Annotated in this window: 14 protein-coding genes; 5 read left to right on the forward strand and 9 right to left on the reverse strand. The window is 59.6% G+C overall.

The features are described 5' to 3' along the window. Window positions 1-30: 30 nt before the first annotated feature. The gene (locus C8265_RS19305) at window positions 31-411 is read right to left on the reverse strand and encodes a hypothetical protein (RefSeq protein WP_126623155.1); all 381 of its coding nucleotides are present in this window, start codon (window positions 409-411) and stop codon (window positions 31-33) included. On the opposite strand from C8265_RS19305, the gene C8265_RS08160 reads away from it, so the two are divergent. The 5 genes from C8265_RS08160 to C8265_RS08180 all read left to right on the forward strand — a co-directional run bounded on the left by C8265_RS08160 (window position 410) and on the right by C8265_RS08180 (window position 5,406). Beyond that, the gene (locus tag C8265_RS08160; protein ID WP_108483505.1) at window positions 410-1,711 is read left to right on the forward strand and encodes an NAD(P)/FAD-dependent oxidoreductase; all 1,302 of its coding nucleotides are present in this window, start codon (window positions 410-412) and stop codon (window positions 1,709-1,711) included. The genes C8265_RS19305 and C8265_RS08160 overlap by 2 nt on opposite strands. Window positions 1,712-1,723: 12 nt before the next feature. Beyond that, window positions 1,724-2,089: a DUF5368 domain-containing protein gene (locus C8265_RS08165; RefSeq protein WP_108483506.1), complete on the forward strand. Its 366-nt coding sequence runs from the start codon at window positions 1,724-1,726 to the stop codon at window positions 2,087-2,089. A 40-nt stretch (window positions 2,090-2,129) separates the two neighbouring features. Next, the gene (locus tag C8265_RS08170) at window positions 2,130-2,615 is read left to right on the forward strand and encodes a bacterioferritin (protein ID WP_108483507.1); all 486 of its coding nucleotides are present in this window, start codon (window positions 2,130-2,132) and stop codon (window positions 2,613-2,615) included. 14 nt (window positions 2,616-2,629) lie between these two features. After that, window positions 2,630-3,595 carry an SLAC1 anion channel family protein gene (locus C8265_RS08175; RefSeq protein ID WP_108483508.1) on the forward strand — a complete coding sequence of 322 codons (966 nt, stop codon included), beginning with the start codon at window positions 2,630-2,632 and terminating at the stop codon, window positions 3,593-3,595. A 248-nt stretch (window positions 3,596-3,843) separates the two neighbouring features. Then, window positions 3,844-5,406 carry a phospholipase D-like domain-containing protein gene (locus C8265_RS08180; RefSeq protein ID WP_108483509.1) on the forward strand — a complete coding sequence of 521 codons (1,563 nt, stop codon included), beginning with the start codon at window positions 3,844-3,846 and terminating at the stop codon, window positions 5,404-5,406. A gap of 7 nt (window positions 5,407-5,413) precedes the next feature. On the opposite strand, the gene C8265_RS08185 is transcribed toward C8265_RS08180, so the two are convergent. From C8265_RS08185 to C8265_RS08220, 8 genes are all read right to left on the reverse strand, one after another. Then, window positions 5,414-6,898 (reverse strand): inorganic phosphate transporter, encoded by a 1,485-nt coding sequence (locus tag C8265_RS08185; RefSeq protein ID WP_108483510.1) that lies wholly within the window; start codon window positions 6,896-6,898, stop codon window positions 5,414-5,416. A 178-nt stretch (window positions 6,899-7,076) separates the two neighbouring features. Beyond that, the gene (locus tag C8265_RS08190; RefSeq protein WP_108483511.1) at window positions 7,077-7,844 is read right to left on the reverse strand and encodes a hydroxypyruvate isomerase family protein; all 768 of its coding nucleotides are present in this window, start codon (window positions 7,842-7,844) and stop codon (window positions 7,077-7,079) included. Beyond that, a complete protein-coding gene (otnC, locus tag C8265_RS08195; RefSeq protein ID WP_108483512.1) occupies window positions 7,841-8,491 on the reverse strand; it encodes a 3-oxo-tetronate 4-phosphate decarboxylase in 651 nt (216 codons plus the stop codon). The genes C8265_RS08190 and otnC overlap by 4 nt, the downstream gene beginning before the upstream one ends. After that, a complete protein-coding gene (gene otnK / locus C8265_RS08200) occupies window positions 8,488-9,747 on the reverse strand; it encodes a 3-oxo-tetronate kinase (RefSeq protein WP_108483513.1) in 1,260 nt (419 codons plus the stop codon). The genes otnC and otnK overlap by 4 nt, the downstream gene beginning before the upstream one ends. Window positions 9,748-9,750: 3 nt before the next feature. After that, a complete protein-coding gene (gene ltnD / locus C8265_RS08205) occupies window positions 9,751-10,653 on the reverse strand; it encodes an L-threonate dehydrogenase (protein ID WP_108483514.1) in 903 nt (300 codons plus the stop codon). Between the two features lie 237 nt (window positions 10,654-10,890). Further along, window positions 10,891-14,220, reverse strand: a complete 3,330-nt coding sequence (locus C8265_RS08210; RefSeq protein WP_108483515.1) for an error-prone DNA polymerase — start codon at window positions 14,218-14,220, stop codon at window positions 10,891-10,893. Next, window positions 14,220-15,695, reverse strand: coding sequence for a Y-family DNA polymerase (locus C8265_RS08215; RefSeq protein ID WP_240611016.1), 1,476 nt, complete (start codon window positions 15,693-15,695; stop codon window positions 14,220-14,222). The genes C8265_RS08210 and C8265_RS08215 overlap by 1 nt, the downstream gene beginning before the upstream one ends. After that, window positions 15,655-16,380, reverse strand: a complete 726-nt coding sequence (locus C8265_RS08220) for an ImuA family protein (RefSeq protein WP_240611017.1) — start codon at window positions 16,378-16,380, stop codon at window positions 15,655-15,657. Before C8265_RS08220 ends, C8265_RS08215 begins: the two co-directional genes overlap by 41 nt. Window positions 16,381-16,698: the final 318 nt, after the last annotated feature.

Consider the following 16,698-nt stretch of genomic DNA (forward strand, 5'->3'; position numbering starts at 1 on the left):
TTATGTTCTCACCGGTGCGTGGTGTCGGGATCAGGTGGGCGCCATGGCCCGTGTTGGTGCGATGGCGATCATGTTGGGAACGGTAACAGCAAAACCCGCAACTGCGCACAAAGTTCCTGAACCGGGCGGGGCAGGGCAGATGGTGCAATGGGTTGCGCGGTTCAATTCAAATAGAACGCCGCCGGTATTGGCAGGTTTTTTCAGGTTTTTGATGTTGAAAAGGGTCGTGTCACCGGGCCGGGCAAAGTGACGCGGCAAATGGATTGTGACTAAGTCACTGAAAGCAACGGTATGGCGTGGTATACCATGGTGGTCAGGGGGCAAAACAACCGCCGGTGCCAAAAGCCAGTGCCAATTGCCCCTTGTTGCGAGAGCGTTGGCGTTTTCGTCGCTATGAAGGAGAAAGACCATGAAAAGAAGAGAATTCCTGACGATTGCCGCTCTTGGGTCTGCCGCTTCGGCCCTGCCGGTGGCCCGGGGACAGGCAGCGCCCGCGCCAATAAAAACCGCCGCGCAAATCGTGATTGTCGGGGCCGGTGCGGCGGGGACGGCCCTTGCCAACCGGTTGACCGAGCGTTTGGACGGCGCGCGGATTACCATCATTGATCCGCGCACCACGCATATTTATCAGCCGGGCCTGACACTTGTTGCGACCGGGTTGAAGGCGGCCAATTACGTCACCTCGGATGAAAGCCGCTGGTTGCCCAAGGGGATTGAATGGATCGCGGAAAAAGTTGCCGCTGTTGATGCAGAGGCAAAAACCGTTTCAACCGAAGGCGGCACGACAATCCCCTATGACTGGTTGGTTCTCGCGCCCGGTCTGATTTTGGATTATGGCGCGATTGACGGGTTTTCGACCGATATGATTGGCGAAAACGGTATTGGCGCGCTGTATGGTGGGCCGGAACATGCCGCGCGCACCTGGAATGCGGCGCAGAAATTTACACAAGAAGGCGGCACAGGGGTATTTACCCGCCCCGCGACGGAAATGAAATGTGCCGGTGCGCCGCTGAAACACACGTTTCTGATTGATGACATTGCACGGCGTGCGGGAAATGCGGGCAAGATGAACATGATCTATGCCGCGCCGCAGACATCCCTTTTCGGGGTGCCGATCGTGGCCGAAAAGGTGCGGATGCTGTTTGCGGATCGCGGCGTTGACACAATGATGAGCCGCACGCTCACCTCGATTGACGCAGGCGCGAAACGCGCCACCTTTGCCACCGCCGACGGAACCGAAGAAATCGATTATGATTACCTGCACGTTGTTCCACCCCAGCGTGCGCCGGATTTCATCCGTCAATCGGGCCTGTCCTGGGCCGACAAATGGACCGATCAGGGCTGGGTCGAGGTTGACATGGCCACCCTGCGCCATCTGCGCCACCCGGAAATCTTTGCGCTGGGCGATGTGGCCGGCGTGCCCAAGGGCAAAACCGCCGCGTCGGTCAAATGGCAGGTGCCGGTGGTCGAAGATCACATAGTTGCCAATATTGATGGGCGGGAAGGCACCGAAACCTATGACGGCTATACCTCCTGTCCGATGATTACCCGGATTGGTCGCGCCATGTTGGTTGAGTTCGATTATCACAACAACCTGACCCCCTCTTTTCCGGGCATCATTGCCCCGCTTGAAGAGCTTTGGATCAGTTGGCTGATGAAGGAAGTGGCGCTGAAGGCCACCTATAACGCCATGTTGCGCGGCGAAGCCTGAGGAGGGCACGATATGAAAGATCTTACGTTTGGCACCTTGCTTGCCGTTTTCGAGGAAATCTTTGGTCGTTGGTTGTTCTGGCTTATGGTGGCGGTGGCCGTCATTGTGACGCTGGCCTATCTTTACGTGCTGATCCGCGACCGGTCGGTCAGTTGGAAGAAATTTCTGCTGGCGCAACTGTCGATGCCTGTCGGGGCTGTCGCGGCGGTATGGTTTTTGATGGCCATGACAAATTCGGCCCTGTCCGATCTGGGGGGGCCGATTGATATTATCGTTCTGCTTGGGGTTGGGGCAGCCGGGGCCATTGGCATGGCGATCCTTGTTTATACCGCCGAGGCGCTGATCGGCAGCGGCCGGACCACGGGCGAACCCGACTAACGGCAATCCAACCCTGAATCCGATAAAATGGAGACGAACCATGTCGAACGAAAAAATCATCGAATATCTGCAGCGTGCCGTGAAAATGGAAATGACGGCCGCGCACCAATACCAGCTTCACGCCCACACCTTGGATGATTGGGGGCTGACCCGGCTTGCCGATCAGATGCGCGAGGAAATGGCCGAGGAACTGGGCCATTCCGATATGTTCATCGCGCGGCTGATGTTTCTGAAGGCCGCGCCGGAACTGGGCTTTGACAAGGCCCCGCAAAAGGCCGACGCCTTGCCCGCCATGTTCAAGGCCGATCTTGCCGATGAAGAAGACGCCATCGCATATTATACCAAGGCGGCGATGCATGCCGGTGAAATCGGCGATATCGGCACCCGCACCCTGTTTGAAAAGATCGTGCTTGATGAAGAGGGCCACAAGGGCTGGCTTGAGCTTCAGCTTGACCTGATCGAACGACTTGGCGAGAAGACATATAGCGCCAAGCTCGTATCCTTCGGCGACGAAACACAAGCCTAGCGGAGCCGCAAACCATGCCCCCCCAGACCGATCAGACCCCGTTGCCGACCCGGTTGGAACATTTCCCAATCAGCATTTTTGGCATGACCATGGGCCTGTTCGGTCTGACCCTTGCCCTGCGCACCGGCGGATTTGGCCTGACGGCGACGATTGCCGCCGTTATCGCAACCGGCGTGCTGATCCTGCTGGGCGGGTTTTTCGCGCTCAAGGCGGTGCGGCATCCCGGTTCGGTGGTGGCGGAATGGGCCCATCCGGTGCGGATGGCGTTTTTCCCGGCGATTTCCATATCTTTGATGTTGCTTGCCGCCTTTCTGCGCGAAACCAATCCCGGTCTGGCGGCGCCGATCTGGATCATTGGCGCATTGGGGCAGGCGGTTTTGACCCTGGCGGTGATCAACACCTGGATATCGCACCGCGCTTTTGGTCCAGGGCAGCTTTCTCCCGCGTGGTTCATCCCGGCAGTGGGCAATTTGATTGCGCCGCTGGCCGGTGCTGAGTTGGGCTTTGTCGAGCTGAGCTGGTATTTCTTTGCCACCGGGCTGATTTTCTGGATCGTGCTGCTGACGCTGGTGTTCAACCGACTGGTGTTTCACGATCCGTTGCCGGGCAAGCTGCGCCCGACACTGGTGATCCTTGTGGCGCCGCCATCGGTTGGCTTTTTGTCGTGGCTGTTGCTGAATGGTGGCGAGGTTGATTCATTCGCCCGCGTGCTTCTGAACATCGGTTATTTCTTTACCGCGCTGATTGCGCTGCAAATTCCGGCCTTGGCGAAACTCCCCTTTGCCCTGTCGTTCTGGGCGCTGTCGTTTCCGCTTGCGGCAATCACAACGGCCAGCTTTCGCTATGGCGCTCTTGTCGACTCGGGGTTTCACCGGGCGCTGGGCTATGGTCTGCTTGTCGTGCTGGTTCTGACGATACTGGGCCTTATCGCCCGCACGATCCGCGCGGCCATGGCCAATGAAATCTGCCAGCCGGAATAATACCTTGGCCGGGCAGGGCCGTGGTTGGATGCGCTATCATCACGGTCGGGCTTACTCAAAATATGCCTGCCCGGATTTCATCCCATTGGCCTGGTCGATTGCGCAGCAAATTTGAAAATGAACAATCGGCGCGGGTGCGCGTTCTTGGAACGTGGCGGGGCAGCGTTGGCGCGGGTTGCCTTGATAAGCTATTGTAAAGCCGAACGACTGCGCGCGCCTTGAACAGAAACTCTTGGGGGATTGACGTAATGTTGAAAGACGCTGACGCGAAGCCGGATCGAGTTTCGGAAGCGGTTTCGCCCGATTCAATCTTTCAGCCGGGTGAAAATTGCTGGCGCGTGGCGCGGGCTGACAAGTTGGCGTTGATTGTTGATGCGGCAGATTACTTTCGTGTTCTGCGCAAGGTGTTCGTTGCCGCCAAACGCGAACTGCTGCTGATCGGCTGGGACTTTGATTTCGAACTGGAAATGTTGCCGGGCGAAAGCGATGCCGACGGGTTGGCACCGGACGGGTTTCCAAATCAGCTTGGCGCATTTGTCGAAGCGATTGTCGAGCGGTCGCCGGAACTACATGTCTATCTATTAAAATGGAACGGCGCGGTGCTGGCGGCGCCGGGGCGGCTTATCCCTTCGCTTGCCTTGGGATTTTTCAGCAATGACCGGGTTCACTTTGCGCTTGATGGGCATCATCCATTCGGGGCCTGCCATCATCAAAAGATTGTGGTGGCCGATGATGCGCTTGCCTTTTGTGGCGGCATTGATGCGACCGAAGATCGATGGGACACGTCCGAACATTTGCCAGATGATCCGCGACGGGTGCGAAAAGACGGAAGCCCGTCTGACCCCTGGCATGATGCGACCTCGGCCTTGTTCGGACCGGTGGCATCGGCACTGGCGGAATTGTCGCGCAAACGTTGGCATCGCGCCACGGGTGAAACGCTGGAACGGCCGCAAAAGATGACAAGCCCCGCCTGGCCCGACGGTCTGAGCGTGGATGCCACCGATACCGATGTTGCGATCGCGCGCACCGAGCCGCCATTTGATGGCGATCCGTTGATAAACGAGATTGAACAGCTTTATCTTGACGGAATCCGAGCGGCCAAACACACGATCTATATCGAATCTCAATATTTTGCCGCCGAAACCATCTGTGCGGCGCTCAAGCAGCGCCTGCAGGAACATGATGGCCCCGAAATCGTTGTGATCAACCCGAAAACCGCGCAGTCGCAATTAGAAGATGACGCAATGCATGTGCTGCGCGAGCGGATGATTGAACACCTGAGAGACGCCGACCACCAAGACAGATTTCGCATTTATTACCCGGTCACAAAGGCCGATCAGCCGATCTATGTGCATGCCAAGATCATGATCATTGATGATTGTTTGCTGCGGCTTGGGTCAAGCAATATCAATGACCGCTCGATGGGGTTTGATACGGAATGTGACGTGGCAATTGAAGGCCCCGGCGCGCTGATCACTGATTTTCGAACCCGGCTTTTGTCAGAACACCTTGGCGTTTCGCCACAAGAGTTTGGCGATGCCTCGACGGAGAAGGGGCGCCTTATTCCCACAATTCAACGGCTGAATGCGCCAAAAGGCCGGGGTTTGCGCGTTGTATCCCGCGATGCGGAAACCATGGTTGGCGGGTTTCTTGCCAAGACCCGCCTGTTGGACCCGCGCTATCACCCCGGTGAGGTGACATCAGCCGGGCAGGGGCTGCGCCCGCGTCATCTTGTGTTTGCTCTTGGGGGGGCTGTGTTGGGATGGCTCGCCTGGCGAAAATGGGGCGGTCGCGGTGGGCCCGAAGGCTGACCCGCTGTTAACCCATGGCCACGTTGAGCAGATAGAAAATGATCGCCGACAGGAATGCCGCGGCAGGAACAGTGATGATCCATGCGGCGATGATGGTCATGAAATGTGACCGGCGGACCAATTTGCGCCTGTGCCGTTCTTCGGGGGCATAAATTGTACGATCGGGCATGGCCAGACGCGCCTTGCGAATCCGTCGTTCGGCATCCCATTCACGGAAAAACCCAACCCCAAACACGCCGCCCACTGCAATGTGGGTGGAGCTGACCGGCAGGCCAAGCCAACTGGCCACAATAACCGTGATCGCCGCCGAAAGCGCGACGCAATAGGCGCGCATCGGGTTCAGTTTCGTAATCTGACCCCCGACCATGCGGATCAATTTCGGGCCAAACAGAAACAGGCCAAAGGAAATCCCGAAGGCGCCGATCACCATCACCCAGAACGGCAATGACACCGCATGGGTAAAGTCGCCGGTTTGCGATGCTTGCACGATGGCGGCCAGCGGCCCCACCGCGTTTGCCACATCGTTGGCCCCATGGGCAAAGCTGAGAAGGGCGGCAGACACCACCAACGGAATGCCAAACAGCACCTTGAGCGATTTGTTACGGTTCTCAAGCCCCTCAGATTGCTTGCGAACCAACGGGATCATCGCAACCCACACCAGCGCGCCGATGATCGCGCCGACAAGAACGGCGGTTGTCAGATCGATCTTGGCGATCTTGCCCAGCCCTTTCAGGGCGAGATAGGTGGCGAAAGTGCCCGCCATGATGCCCACAAGGATCGGCACCCAGATGCGCGCGGCGGCAATCTTGTCATCGCGGTAAATGATCCGCGATTTGATCAGCCACAGGAACAGCGCGGCAACGATTCCGCCCAGAACGGGCGATATGACCCAGCTTGCGGCGATTGCGCCCATCGTTGACCAATTGACCGCGCCAAACCCCGCTGCGGCAATGCCTGCCCCCATGACGCCGCCGACAACCGAATGTGTGGTCGAAACCGGCGCCCCGATCCAGGTGGCAAGGTTGACCCACAGCGCGGCAGACAAAAGCGCCGCCATCATTGCCCAGATGAAAACCGCAGCGGTGCCCATGCTTTCGGGGGCAATGATGCCTTTGGCGATGGTCGACACCACATCGCCCCCGGCAATCAACGCGCCGGCACTTTCGAAAATCACCGCAATGGCAATGGCGCCGCCCATGGACAGGGCATTGGCCCCCACCGCAGGCCCCATATTGTTGGCAACATCGTTCGCCCCGATGTTCAGCGCCATATAGGCCCCAAGACAGGCCGCAACCACGACAATCACTGCGTTGCTTTGCTGTCCAAAAAACAGCATCGCGGCGATGCCCGCCAACAGAACGAAAACCAGAGAAATGCCAATACCCACCATCGGGCGCGCGGCATAGCTTGTCGCCATTTCAAGGTTGGAAAAGCGCGCCAGATCCCGATCAAGGGTCTCCAGGTGGCGTGGGTCGCCTTGTTCCTCAGTCACTGTTGTATTCTCCCGCGTTTGCGACGGAGGAGTAGCGGGGTTGGGGCGGCAAAATCAACAGCTCAATGCACGCCGGGTGAAACTATTGTTGAACCGGGCATGGGCAACGCAGCCGTGGCGCGTTGTCCGGGCCTGTGCCGATGCGCGGGCGGGCTGTGTAACGGGGGTGTATCACATTTTAGCTGTGTTTCAGGGTTTTCATCCAGCCCAGTGTCGTATCCGTTGCACCCTTGGGTTTGTATTCGGCCCCTAACGCAAGCCCCCAGCCCAGCGTGTCGATTGCTGTAAAAACGTGAGCGTAATCCAGTTCGCCGTGATCGGGCGTGCCACGGTCGGGGACCGAAGCGAATTGGATATGCCCGATGATGGCAAGATGCTTTTCAAACTGGCGCGTCAGATCGCCACCCATGATCTGCAAATGATAACAATCAAACATCAGTTTCAGATTGGAATGACCCAATTCGTGAATGATTGCCGCCGCTTGTGCCGCAGTGGTCAAAAAATAACCCGGCGCATCGTAGTGGTTCAATGGTTCGATCAGAATGGTAATGCCGTTTGCTGCGGCCTTTTCACAAGCATAGGTCAGATTGTCGCAAAATGTGCGGTGGGCGCGCGGCCCGCCCGAAAACCCGGCCATGACGTGCACGGCCTGTGTGTCTGTCGCCACCGCATATTCCAGGGCTTCGTCAATCGCCGCCCTGGCGTCGGCCTCGCGACCGGGCAGGGCGGCCAGCCCGTTTTCGCCGCGGTCAAGATCGCCGCGCCGGGTATTCAGGCCCAGCATGGTCAGCCCGGTTTCCTGCAACGCCGCGCGAACATCGGCGGGCGGCACGTCAAACGGCCAGTGGCATTCAACCGCATCAAACCCCGCCGCTTTCGCCGCATGAATGGCTTGGGGCAAAGGCAGATCCGCCCAAAGAAAGCCCAGATTTGCCGAAAATTTCATCCGTCCCACTCCACATCAAATTTCTGAACCACGGCCTGTATCTGCGCAGGCGACAAGGCCCGTGGCGACAGGCCGCGCGTCAGAATTGCAAGACGCGCGGTGTCTTCCAGCTCTTCGATGGCGTTGCACGCGGCCTCGACATCCTTGGCGGCCACGACCGGACCGTGATTGGCCAACATGACCGCACTGCGTTTGCCCGCCAATCCCCGGACCGCGTCGCCCATGGCGGCATCGCCGGGCACAAAAAACGGCAACAGTTTGACCCGGCCCAGTTTCATCAGGCCATAGGGCGTGAGTGGCGGCAGAAAATCGTCCTCGTTGACGTCGGGCATCATCGACAGGGCCACGGAATGGCAGGAATGGAGATGCACAACCGCGCCCGCAGTGCTGCGGGTGTCGTAAAACGCACTGTGCAGCGGCATTTCCTTTGTGGGGGGATCGCCGTCGATCAGGGTGCCCTGGGTGTCAAACCGGCTAAGGCGTCCGGGATCAAGCCGCCCGAAACTGGTGCCTGTGGGGCTGACCAACAGGCCGCCATCGTCGGTGCGGGCCGAAATGTTGCCGGTTGAACCGCCGGTCAAACCTCTGTCGAACATGGATTTCGCCAAAACGCAGATCAGTTCGCGCAGATTGGATTCGCTGCTCATAACGCCTCCTGTGCGTCGGAAAAGAAGGTTTCAGCGCCGAAGTTTCCGGATTTCAGCGTCAGCGCAATCTGATGCCCGTCCGACTGGCAATAGGTCCACGGAACGCCGGGCGCAATTTCGGCACCAATGTCCAGTTGGGTCACGCCAAGGGCCTGTGTCACCGCGCCCGAGGTTTCACCACCCGCCACGATAAACCGTCGCGCGCCAGCGTCGCGCGCGGCCACGGCGCAATCCGACAGAACCCGTTCCACCAGTGCGCCAGCGGCGGCGGTGCCCAACTTTTCTTGAACGGTGCGAACATTAGCAGGATCGTCGGTGGCATAAAGAAGCGGCGCGCGCGACAGATCCTGCGCGGTCAGCCAATCAATCGCGGGCTGTGCGCCATCCGTGGCCAGGGTCAGCGGATCAAGCCGGAAGGCAGGGGCGCCCCGGGCGATATAATCGGCCACCTGTGCGTTGGTCATCGCCGAACTGCTGCCCGAGAGCACGACAGTGCCGTTTGCCAATTCGGGCGCGCGCGCTTTTGGCGCATCCGCAGACAGGGTGCCATCGGCGACATAAAGCATGGGCAGGGGCATCGCCACCGCACTGCCGCCGGTCATCAGCGGCATATCGCGGCAGGCCTTGGCGATGATCGCAAGGTCGTCATTGGCGACCGCATCAATCACCACATGCGCCACCCCTTTGGCGTTCAGCGCGGAAAGCTCGGCCTTGACTGCGTCTGGGCCCCGGGCAACGCACAACCGGTCAACCAACCCGACGGGGCGGGTGACCTGTGGTTCAAGAAGGCGCATCAGATTGCTGTCGCGCATCGGCGTCAACGGGTGGTCTTTCATCGGGCTTTCGGCCAAAGGCAGGCGGCCGACAAACAGATTGCCCATAAAGATTGATCGCCCGTTTTCGGGGAAGGCCGGGCAATACATGGTTTGATCGGTGCCCAGTTCAGCCATCAACGCCTCGGCGACGGGGCCGATATTGCCCTCGGCGGTGGAATCAAAGGTTGAACAATATTTCCAGAAAAACCGTTGTGCCCCGGCGCGGCGCAACCAATCAAGGGCGGCGGTGGTTTCGGCCACGGCCTCGGATTTTGGTGCCGTGCGCGATTTCAGCGCGATGATTTCAAACGGGGCGGTGTCAGATGGCGGCCCCTTGGGAACGCCAATCCGCAAAGAAACCCGCACACCCGAACGGGCCAGTAATCCGGCAAGGTCGGTCGCGCCGGTGAAATCGTCGGCAATACATCCCAGAATTGTCATGGCTTACCCCTCGCCCGGCAGTTTCAGGCCGACAGAGCGCGCATAGACCTTGGCCACGGCGGCATCATCCTCACCGCCCAGGCCCTGTTCGGCGGCGCTCAGAAACTGGCGCAGGGCGGCGGCGGTGATCGGCGCGTCGAAATCGGCGGATTTTGCAATATCCAGAACGATGCCCAGATCCTTGGGCCAGATGTTCACCGAACTGCGCGGGGTATAATCGCCCTCTACGATATGGGGCGCGCGGTTTTCCAACATCCAGCTGGTGCCGGCGCATTTCGATATGACCTCGACAAACTTGTCCGGGCTGACGCCCTGGGTCATGCCAAATGTCAGCGCCTCGGCCATCGTTGCAATGTGAACGCCGGCCAACAGTTGGTTCACGGCTTTCATCGCCGAACCGGCCCCGGCCCCATCGCCCAGTTCAAACACGGTTTGCGCGGTTGCATCTAACATACCTCGCGCGGCGGCGAAGGCGTCAGGCGTGCCCGACGCCATGATCGACAATTCACCGGTTGCGGCCTTTGCAGCCCCCCCCGAAATTGGCGCATCAAGATAGTGCACGCCGTGTTCTGCGCAGCGGGCCTCCATCGTTTTGGCAAATTCGGGGGGTACGGTTGCACAGGCCACCACCACAGAACCCGGGCGCATGGCCTGAACTATGCCATCCGGTCCAAACAGCACCGTTTCCGTTTGCGCCGCGTTCAGCACCACAATCGCAGCCGCGTCCAGATCGCCCGCAACATCGCCAAGCACGCCCGCCAAGCCGCCTTCGGCCTGAAACCGCGCGCTGGCGTCAGGGTTGATATCAAACCCAAAGGTCTGATGCCCGGCGCGAAGCACGGATTGCGCCATGCCATAGCCCATGGAGCCAAGGCCGATGACGGCGATTTTTTGAGCTGCAGACATGAAGCCTCTTTCATTCAGTGGTGTGCGGGCCAATAAAGCGCGGCCAGACAGCAACCGCAATCCTAGTCGCAAAACACGGCGCCGCAATCGTGCGTTTCAATAAAACGGATCGGGTGGATCTGTGCCCATATCAATTTCACAAAGCCTGCGACAATTGCAACCCGGCTTGGCCCCATGACCCCCGCATTTGTGAAACGGCAAAGGTGGGCGGCGGTAACGGATGCCCCGGCCAAAGGTTTAATGAAAATCCCGAGATTTGGGTATGACGCGCACGGTGCGCGGGTGCCCCCGCGCGCTGACCTGACCGGGGATCGGATGGGTCGGATGATCGCCGCGCACCGCGGTGGCGGGCAAAGATGCGTCTGACAGCCCCGCTAACCTGTCACTGCGATCCTGCAGATCATCGGCCACCACATGAATCACGCGCCCGTCTGTCTGAACGCGCCCATGCACCACCATCAGGCGGGCAGACATGATCGTGGGGCGGTACGTTTTGAACATCTTGGGCCAGATCACCAGATTGGCCACACCTGTTTCATCCTCAAGGGTGATAAAACACACGCCCTTGGCGCTGCCGGGTTTCTGACGCACCAGAACAAGCCCGGCAACCGAAACGCGCGCCCCGTGGCGCAGCGCGCGCAAATCAGCCGCCGCCGCAAAACGTTGGGCGCGCAGGCTGGCGCGGAAAAATGACATCGGGTGCGCCTTTAGCGACAGGCGCAGGGTTTGATAATCGGCCACCACATGTTCCGCCCTGGGCATGTCAGGCAGTATGGTTTCGGGATCGGCCCCGTCGCCCGAGGCGTTGGCATGGTCGAAAATGGGCAGGGCGGGCGCGTCTTTCAGGGCTTGCGCCTGCCACAGGGCCTGTCGCCGGTCGATGCCCATACTGCGCATGCAATCTGCTGCGGCCAGTTGCCGGATTGATTTCACATCCAGCGTGGCGCGGGATTTCAGATCGCCAACATCGCCATAGGGCATTTCACGGCGCGCCATGATCCGGTAAGCCGCTGTTTCCTGCAGCCCATCGACCATCCGCATTCCCAACCGCAGGGCAAATCCGCCCCCACAGGGCTCCAACGTACAGTTCCAGTCCGAGTAATTCACATCGACGGTTCGCACCTCCACATGGTGATCGCGCGCATCGCGTACGATTTGCGCGGGGGCATAAAACCCCATCGGCTGAGAATTGAGCAAGGCACAGGCAAATACCGCCGGATAATGGCATTTCATCCAGCTTGAAACATAGACAAGTTTGGCAAAACTGGCGGCGTGGCTTTCGGGAAAGCCGTATTCGCCAAACCCTTTGATCTGATCGAAACAGCGCTGCGCGAACACCGGATCATAGCCCCGGTTTATCATGCTATCGACCATTTCAGATTGCAGTTTCTCAATGGTGCCACGGGATCGAAACGTCGCCATCGCCTTGCGCAGTTCATTTGATTGGGCGGGGGTGAATTTTGCCGCATCCATGGCGATTTTCATCGCCTGTTCCTGAAAGATCGGCACACCCAAAGTGCGACCAAGGATTTTTTCAAGTTCGTCTTGCGGATGTTCGGGGCCGGGGCGCGGATATTCCACCGTTTCCATCCCCTGTCTGCGCCGCAGATAGGGATGCACCATGTCGCCCTGAATCGGGCCGGGGCGCACGATGGCGACCTCGATCACCAGATCGTAGAACCGGCGCGGGCGCAATTTTGGCAGCATCGCCATCTGCGCCCGGCTTTCCACCTGAAACACGCCCAGGCTGTCGCCACGGCACAGCATGTCATAGGTGGGGCGCTGATCGTCGGGCATGTTATCTTCAACGGGCACAGTGGCCAGATCCAGCCGCCGGTCGTAATGGGCGTCGATCAGATCAAAACATTTGGCGATACAGCTCAGCATGCCAAGGGCCAGGATATCAACCTTGAAGATCTGCAGCGCGTCGATATCGTCTTTGTCCCATTCGATGAAGCTGCGCTCGGGCATGGCGCCGTTGCCGATCGGTACAATTTCGGTCAGCGGCCGTTCGGTCAGGATGAAACCGCCCACATGTTGTGACAAATGGCGCGGCATCCCGATCATCTGTTTGGCCAGTTTCAGAACCATCCGCAGATAGGGATCAGACAGGTTCAGACCGGCCTCTTTGGCGCGGTCATCGTCCATCTGCCCCTCAAAACTGCCCCAGATGGTGCCGGCCAGTTTTGATGTCACATCTTCGGACAGGCCCATCGCTTTGCCCACCTCGCGGATGGCCGAGCGGGGGCGATAATGAATTACCGTCGCACACAGCCCGGCGCGGTGGCGGCCATATTTGCGATACATGTATTGAATGACCTCTTCGCGCCGTTCATGTTCAAAATCGACGTCGATATCGGGCGGTTCATCGCGTGCTTCGCTGAGAAACCGTTCAAACAACAGGTTGTGTTCGTTTGGATCAACCGAGGTGATGCCAAGGCAGAAGCACACCGCGGAATTGGCCGCCGACCCGCGCCCCTGACACAGGATCGGCGGCTGTGCCTCCTGGCGCGCAAAACGCACGATATCGTTGATGGTCAGGAAATAGCGGGCGATCTTCTTGCTTTGGATCAGGGCGAATTCCTTGTGAATGGTTTGGATGACGTGATCGGGCACACCGCCGGGATACCGTTTTGCCGCACCGGCCCATGTCAGCCGCTCAAGCTCCTGAATGGCTGTGCGGCCCTGTGGCACGATTTCGTGGGGGTATTCGTATTTCAGATCGCTCAGGTTGAATGTGATCGTATCGGCCAGGGCCCGTGTTGCGGCAATGGCATGGGGCCAATCGGCAAACAGGCGGCACATTTCGGCGGGTGATTTCAGATATCTCTCTCCATTGGCGGCCAACAGGAAACCGGCCCGGGATACGATCACGCCGGTGCGGATGGCCACCATCACATCGTGCAGCGGGCGGCGGTCGGGCGCGTGGTACAACACGTCATTGGTGGCAAGAATCGACAGACCGTGGCGCAGCGCCAGTGTATCCAGCCGATTGATCCGCGCGCGATCGTCGCCGCGGTACAGAAACGTCGCCCCGATATGGCGCATCCCCGGCAAGGCGTGCACCAGACGCGCCAGGCCCGCCGCAAACAGATCAAGGTTTTCCGGCGGCATCACGATCAGGTGGAGCCCCTGCGCATGATCGGCCAGCATTTCCAGCGTCAGATGTGTTTCGCCCTTGTCCTGCCAGCCGCCGCCAACCGTCTGCATCTTGCCCTTGGACAGCAGCGTTGACAGCCGGGCATAGGCCGCACGGTCCTGAGGATAGGCCAGAATTTCGGTGCCACACAGCAAAACCAGACGCGCCCCGATCAGCGGATGCACACAGGCCTTGGCCGCTTCGGTATGAAGCCGCACGACACCGGCCAGCGTGTTGTGATCGGCAATTCCGATCCGGTCATAGCCCAGTAAATTCGCAGTCGCCGCAAGATCGCAAGCATCCGAAGCCGCACGCAGAAACGAAAAACAACTGGCCAGCCCGAATTCAACATAGGCAGCAGGGGCGTGCCAGACAAAACCCGGATTATCGCCCAGGGTGCGCCGCTTATGGCCCTCTTGCAACGGCATCAGGCAAAAAACCCGTGTAAAAACCAACGCGGTTCATCGCCGCGCCCATCCTGTACCACGCCTTCGCGATACAACCAGAACCGCCGCCCGCCCTGTACCTCGACCTTGTAATAATCGCGCAGCCGCGTGCCGGGGCGGTCCATCCACCATTCCGGCGCAATCCTTTCCGGCCCGGCGTGACGAAGTGTCTGATACACCACCCTGCGCCAGCGAAATTGTGATGGCGGCCCTTCGGGGACGGCATAAATCACCCTGACCTCTTCGGCAGGGTCAAGAATGCGAAGGGGCCTTTCCCGTGTCAATGTGGGCGGGGCCGTGGGGGCGCCCCGAAGGGCCGAAATGCGCCCTTCGACGCGTTCGGGTTTGTGGGTTTCGATCCAGGCCGACCATGTCACCTTGTCCGGGCCCAGCCGCGCGGTCAGCCTGTCCAACAGGCCTGCAACATCACCGCTTGGGTCGCGTTTGCCATTCAGGCTGTCCTGAATCAACGAAACAGGTTCGGTGACAGTGGCCTCAAGCGTCAGCAGATCAAACCCGAACCCCGGATCAAGGGTGTCGAGCTTGCCATCAAACAGGCGCAGAATATGGGCCGGATCGCGGCTGGCCCGGGCTGTGGCAAATCGAATGGTGCGGCATTCGCCATCAATGCGATAGATCGTAAACCGCAACTGCCGCGCGCCCAATTCGGCCTGTGCCAGCGTGTCGCACAGATCGGTGATCAGCCCTTTCAGATGTGGCACCGGATCAACAACCGGCTCTGGCAGCCGCGAACGGGCCATGAAACGGCGGTGGTCGGGCGGCGCATTCAACGGGTCGGGTGCCTGTCCCAAGGCCCTGTCCAGCAGGATCAGCGGATTGTGATCTGCCGCCGTACTGGCAAACCGGCGCATCAGGGCGGTGCGGGGCACATGGGCCAGATCGCCGATGGTTTTCAGCCCCAACCGATTAAGCAGGCGCGCCGCTTGCGGATCCAGTCGCAGGGCGATCACGGGCAAGGGGGCCAAAGCCGCCGCAACATCGCCCGAGGTGCAGATGGTGTGTGCCGTGCCATAGCGCGCCAACGCCTGTGCCGCACCGCGCGTGGGGGCCAGCGCCAGACGCGCCGTCAGCCCTTGCAAGGCGAACCGTTGATACATGTCGCGCAGCAGGGCGGCCTCGCCCCCGAACAGATGCGCCGCGCCGGTAACATCCAGGATCAGCCCGTGATCCACGTCCTGCACTGTCCAGGGGCACCATCGCCGCGCCCAATGAACCAACCGAAGGATCAAGGCGCGGTCGCCCTCTGTGTCTGCCGTTTCGACATGCAGATCGGGGTGAATCGCCTGCACATCCACCACCCGGCTGTCGGCGCGGATACCACGGGCCAAAGCGGCGTTGTTCAGGCTGTGAACAACCGGCCCATGCGCCCCGTCGCGCGACAAAACCACCGGCACATCATTTCCCGGTAAGGTTCGGTATTGGCTGGTCCGGCGCATCCACCGCTCTATCGGAAATTCGGGAAACCAGACGGAGACGATCCGCGGCCCTGTCTGCGCTTGGGTCATAATGCACCACCCAGCGACCGGGCGGATGGCCCCGTGCGCGAAACAGATCGACATCCCATTGTGGCTGTCCGGGCGACCGGGCGTCGTGGGGGTGCGGCCGCGAGGGCAGGGTGGCCACACGCCAACGCATTCGCGCCGCACTTAACCCGCCGCAATCGCCACTGCGAATCAGATAAAGCGGCACGCCAGTGGCATCGGCCCGCATCACCAGCCGTTTGGTTGCGGTAAAATCCAGCGCCGCAGGCCCGCCATGGATTTCGCCAACAACAGCGGACAATCCCGCGCATGCCGCCCCTTCCTCCATCGCCCACAACACATCGCGCGGATGGCTGACGGCCACTTTCAACACCGCCTGATCGATGCCAAAAGCTTGCAGGCTGGGGGTATATAAGTGCCCGTTTTCCCGCCGCGATCGGTAATCTTGCACCCACAGGATCGGCCCATCCGCTTGCGTCAGCAACGACAACACGAATCCCGTCGCCGCCGGGTCGGTGGGCCGGGTCGCAATAACGTCGCTCAGCGCCGCGCGTGACGCTAAAACACCCACATCCCGTGGCTGGGACTGTGCGCGCCTTGGCAGGCGAATGACCTGCCCATATGAAGAATCGTTTTCCATACACACCCCCATATGTTCACACTTTGTTCTTATTTGGAATAACTAGGTTTCCATCAAGTAGCTCAAGCGCTCAATGGGCATCTGCGGGGGGGTAGCCGTCCGCCACTCCAACAGCCGTTTTGGTGACGTAGTGTTGACGTAAACGCAAACACTTAATTCCCCAGTGTTTTACTAGGTAATTAAGTGACTGATATGTTTGTTGTTTTTGGTTGCGGGAGTAGGATTTGAACCTACGACCTTCAGGTTATGAGCCGTAACCCCTTGCTTTTAAACAATCTTTATTTTTCAACTATTTACCAACAACCCTTTGATATCTTG

The sequence above is a fragment of the Oceaniglobus ichthyenteri genome, assembly GCF_003057885.1.
Lineage (GTDB): Bacteria > Pseudomonadota > Alphaproteobacteria > Rhodobacterales > Rhodobacteraceae > Oceaniglobus > Oceaniglobus ichthyenteri.

Bases quoted from the DNA above. Each gene is read 5' to 3' on its own strand.
- C8265_RS08160 (WP_108483505.1), top strand. From the start codon at position 410: ATGAAAAGAAGAGAATTCCTGACGATTGCCGCTCTTGGGTCTGCCGCT.
- C8265_RS19305 (WP_126623155.1), bottom strand. From the start codon at position 411: ATGGTCTTTCTCCTTCATAGCGACGAAAACGCCAACGCTCTCGCAACA.
- C8265_RS08165 (WP_108483506.1), top strand. From the start codon at position 1,724: ATGAAAGATCTTACGTTTGGCACCTTGCTTGCCGTTTTCGAGGAAATC.
- C8265_RS08170 (WP_108483507.1), top strand. From the start codon at position 2,130: ATGTCGAACGAAAAAATCATCGAATATCTGCAGCGTGCCGTGAAAATG.
- C8265_RS08175 (WP_108483508.1), top strand. From the start codon at position 2,630: ATGCCCCCCCAGACCGATCAGACCCCGTTGCCGACCCGGTTGGAACAT.
- C8265_RS08180 (WP_108483509.1), top strand. From the start codon at position 3,844: ATGTTGAAAGACGCTGACGCGAAGCCGGATCGAGTTTCGGAAGCGGTT.
- C8265_RS08190 (WP_108483511.1), bottom strand. From the start codon at position 7,844: ATGAAATTTTCGGCAAATCTGGGCTTTCTTTGGGCGGATCTGCCTTTG.
- otnC (WP_108483512.1), bottom strand. From the start codon at position 8,491: ATGAGCAGCGAATCCAATCTGCGCGAACTGATCTGCGTTTTGGCGAAA.
- otnK (WP_108483513.1), bottom strand. From the start codon at position 9,747: ATGACAATTCTGGGATGTATTGCCGACGATTTCACCGGCGCGACCGAC.
- ltnD (WP_108483514.1), bottom strand. From the start codon at position 10,653: ATGTCTGCAGCTCAAAAAATCGCCGTCATCGGCCTTGGCTCCATGGGC.
- C8265_RS08210 (WP_108483515.1), bottom strand. From the start codon at position 14,220: ATGCCGTTGCAAGAGGGCCATAAGCGGCGCACCCTGGGCGATAATCCG.
- C8265_RS08215 (WP_240611016.1), bottom strand. From the start codon at position 15,695: ATGCGCCGGACCAGCCAATACCGAACCTTACCGGGAAATGATGTGCCG.
- C8265_RS08220 (WP_240611017.1), bottom strand. From the start codon at position 16,380: ATGGAAAACGATTCTTCATATGGGCAGGTCATTCGCCTGCCAAGGCGC.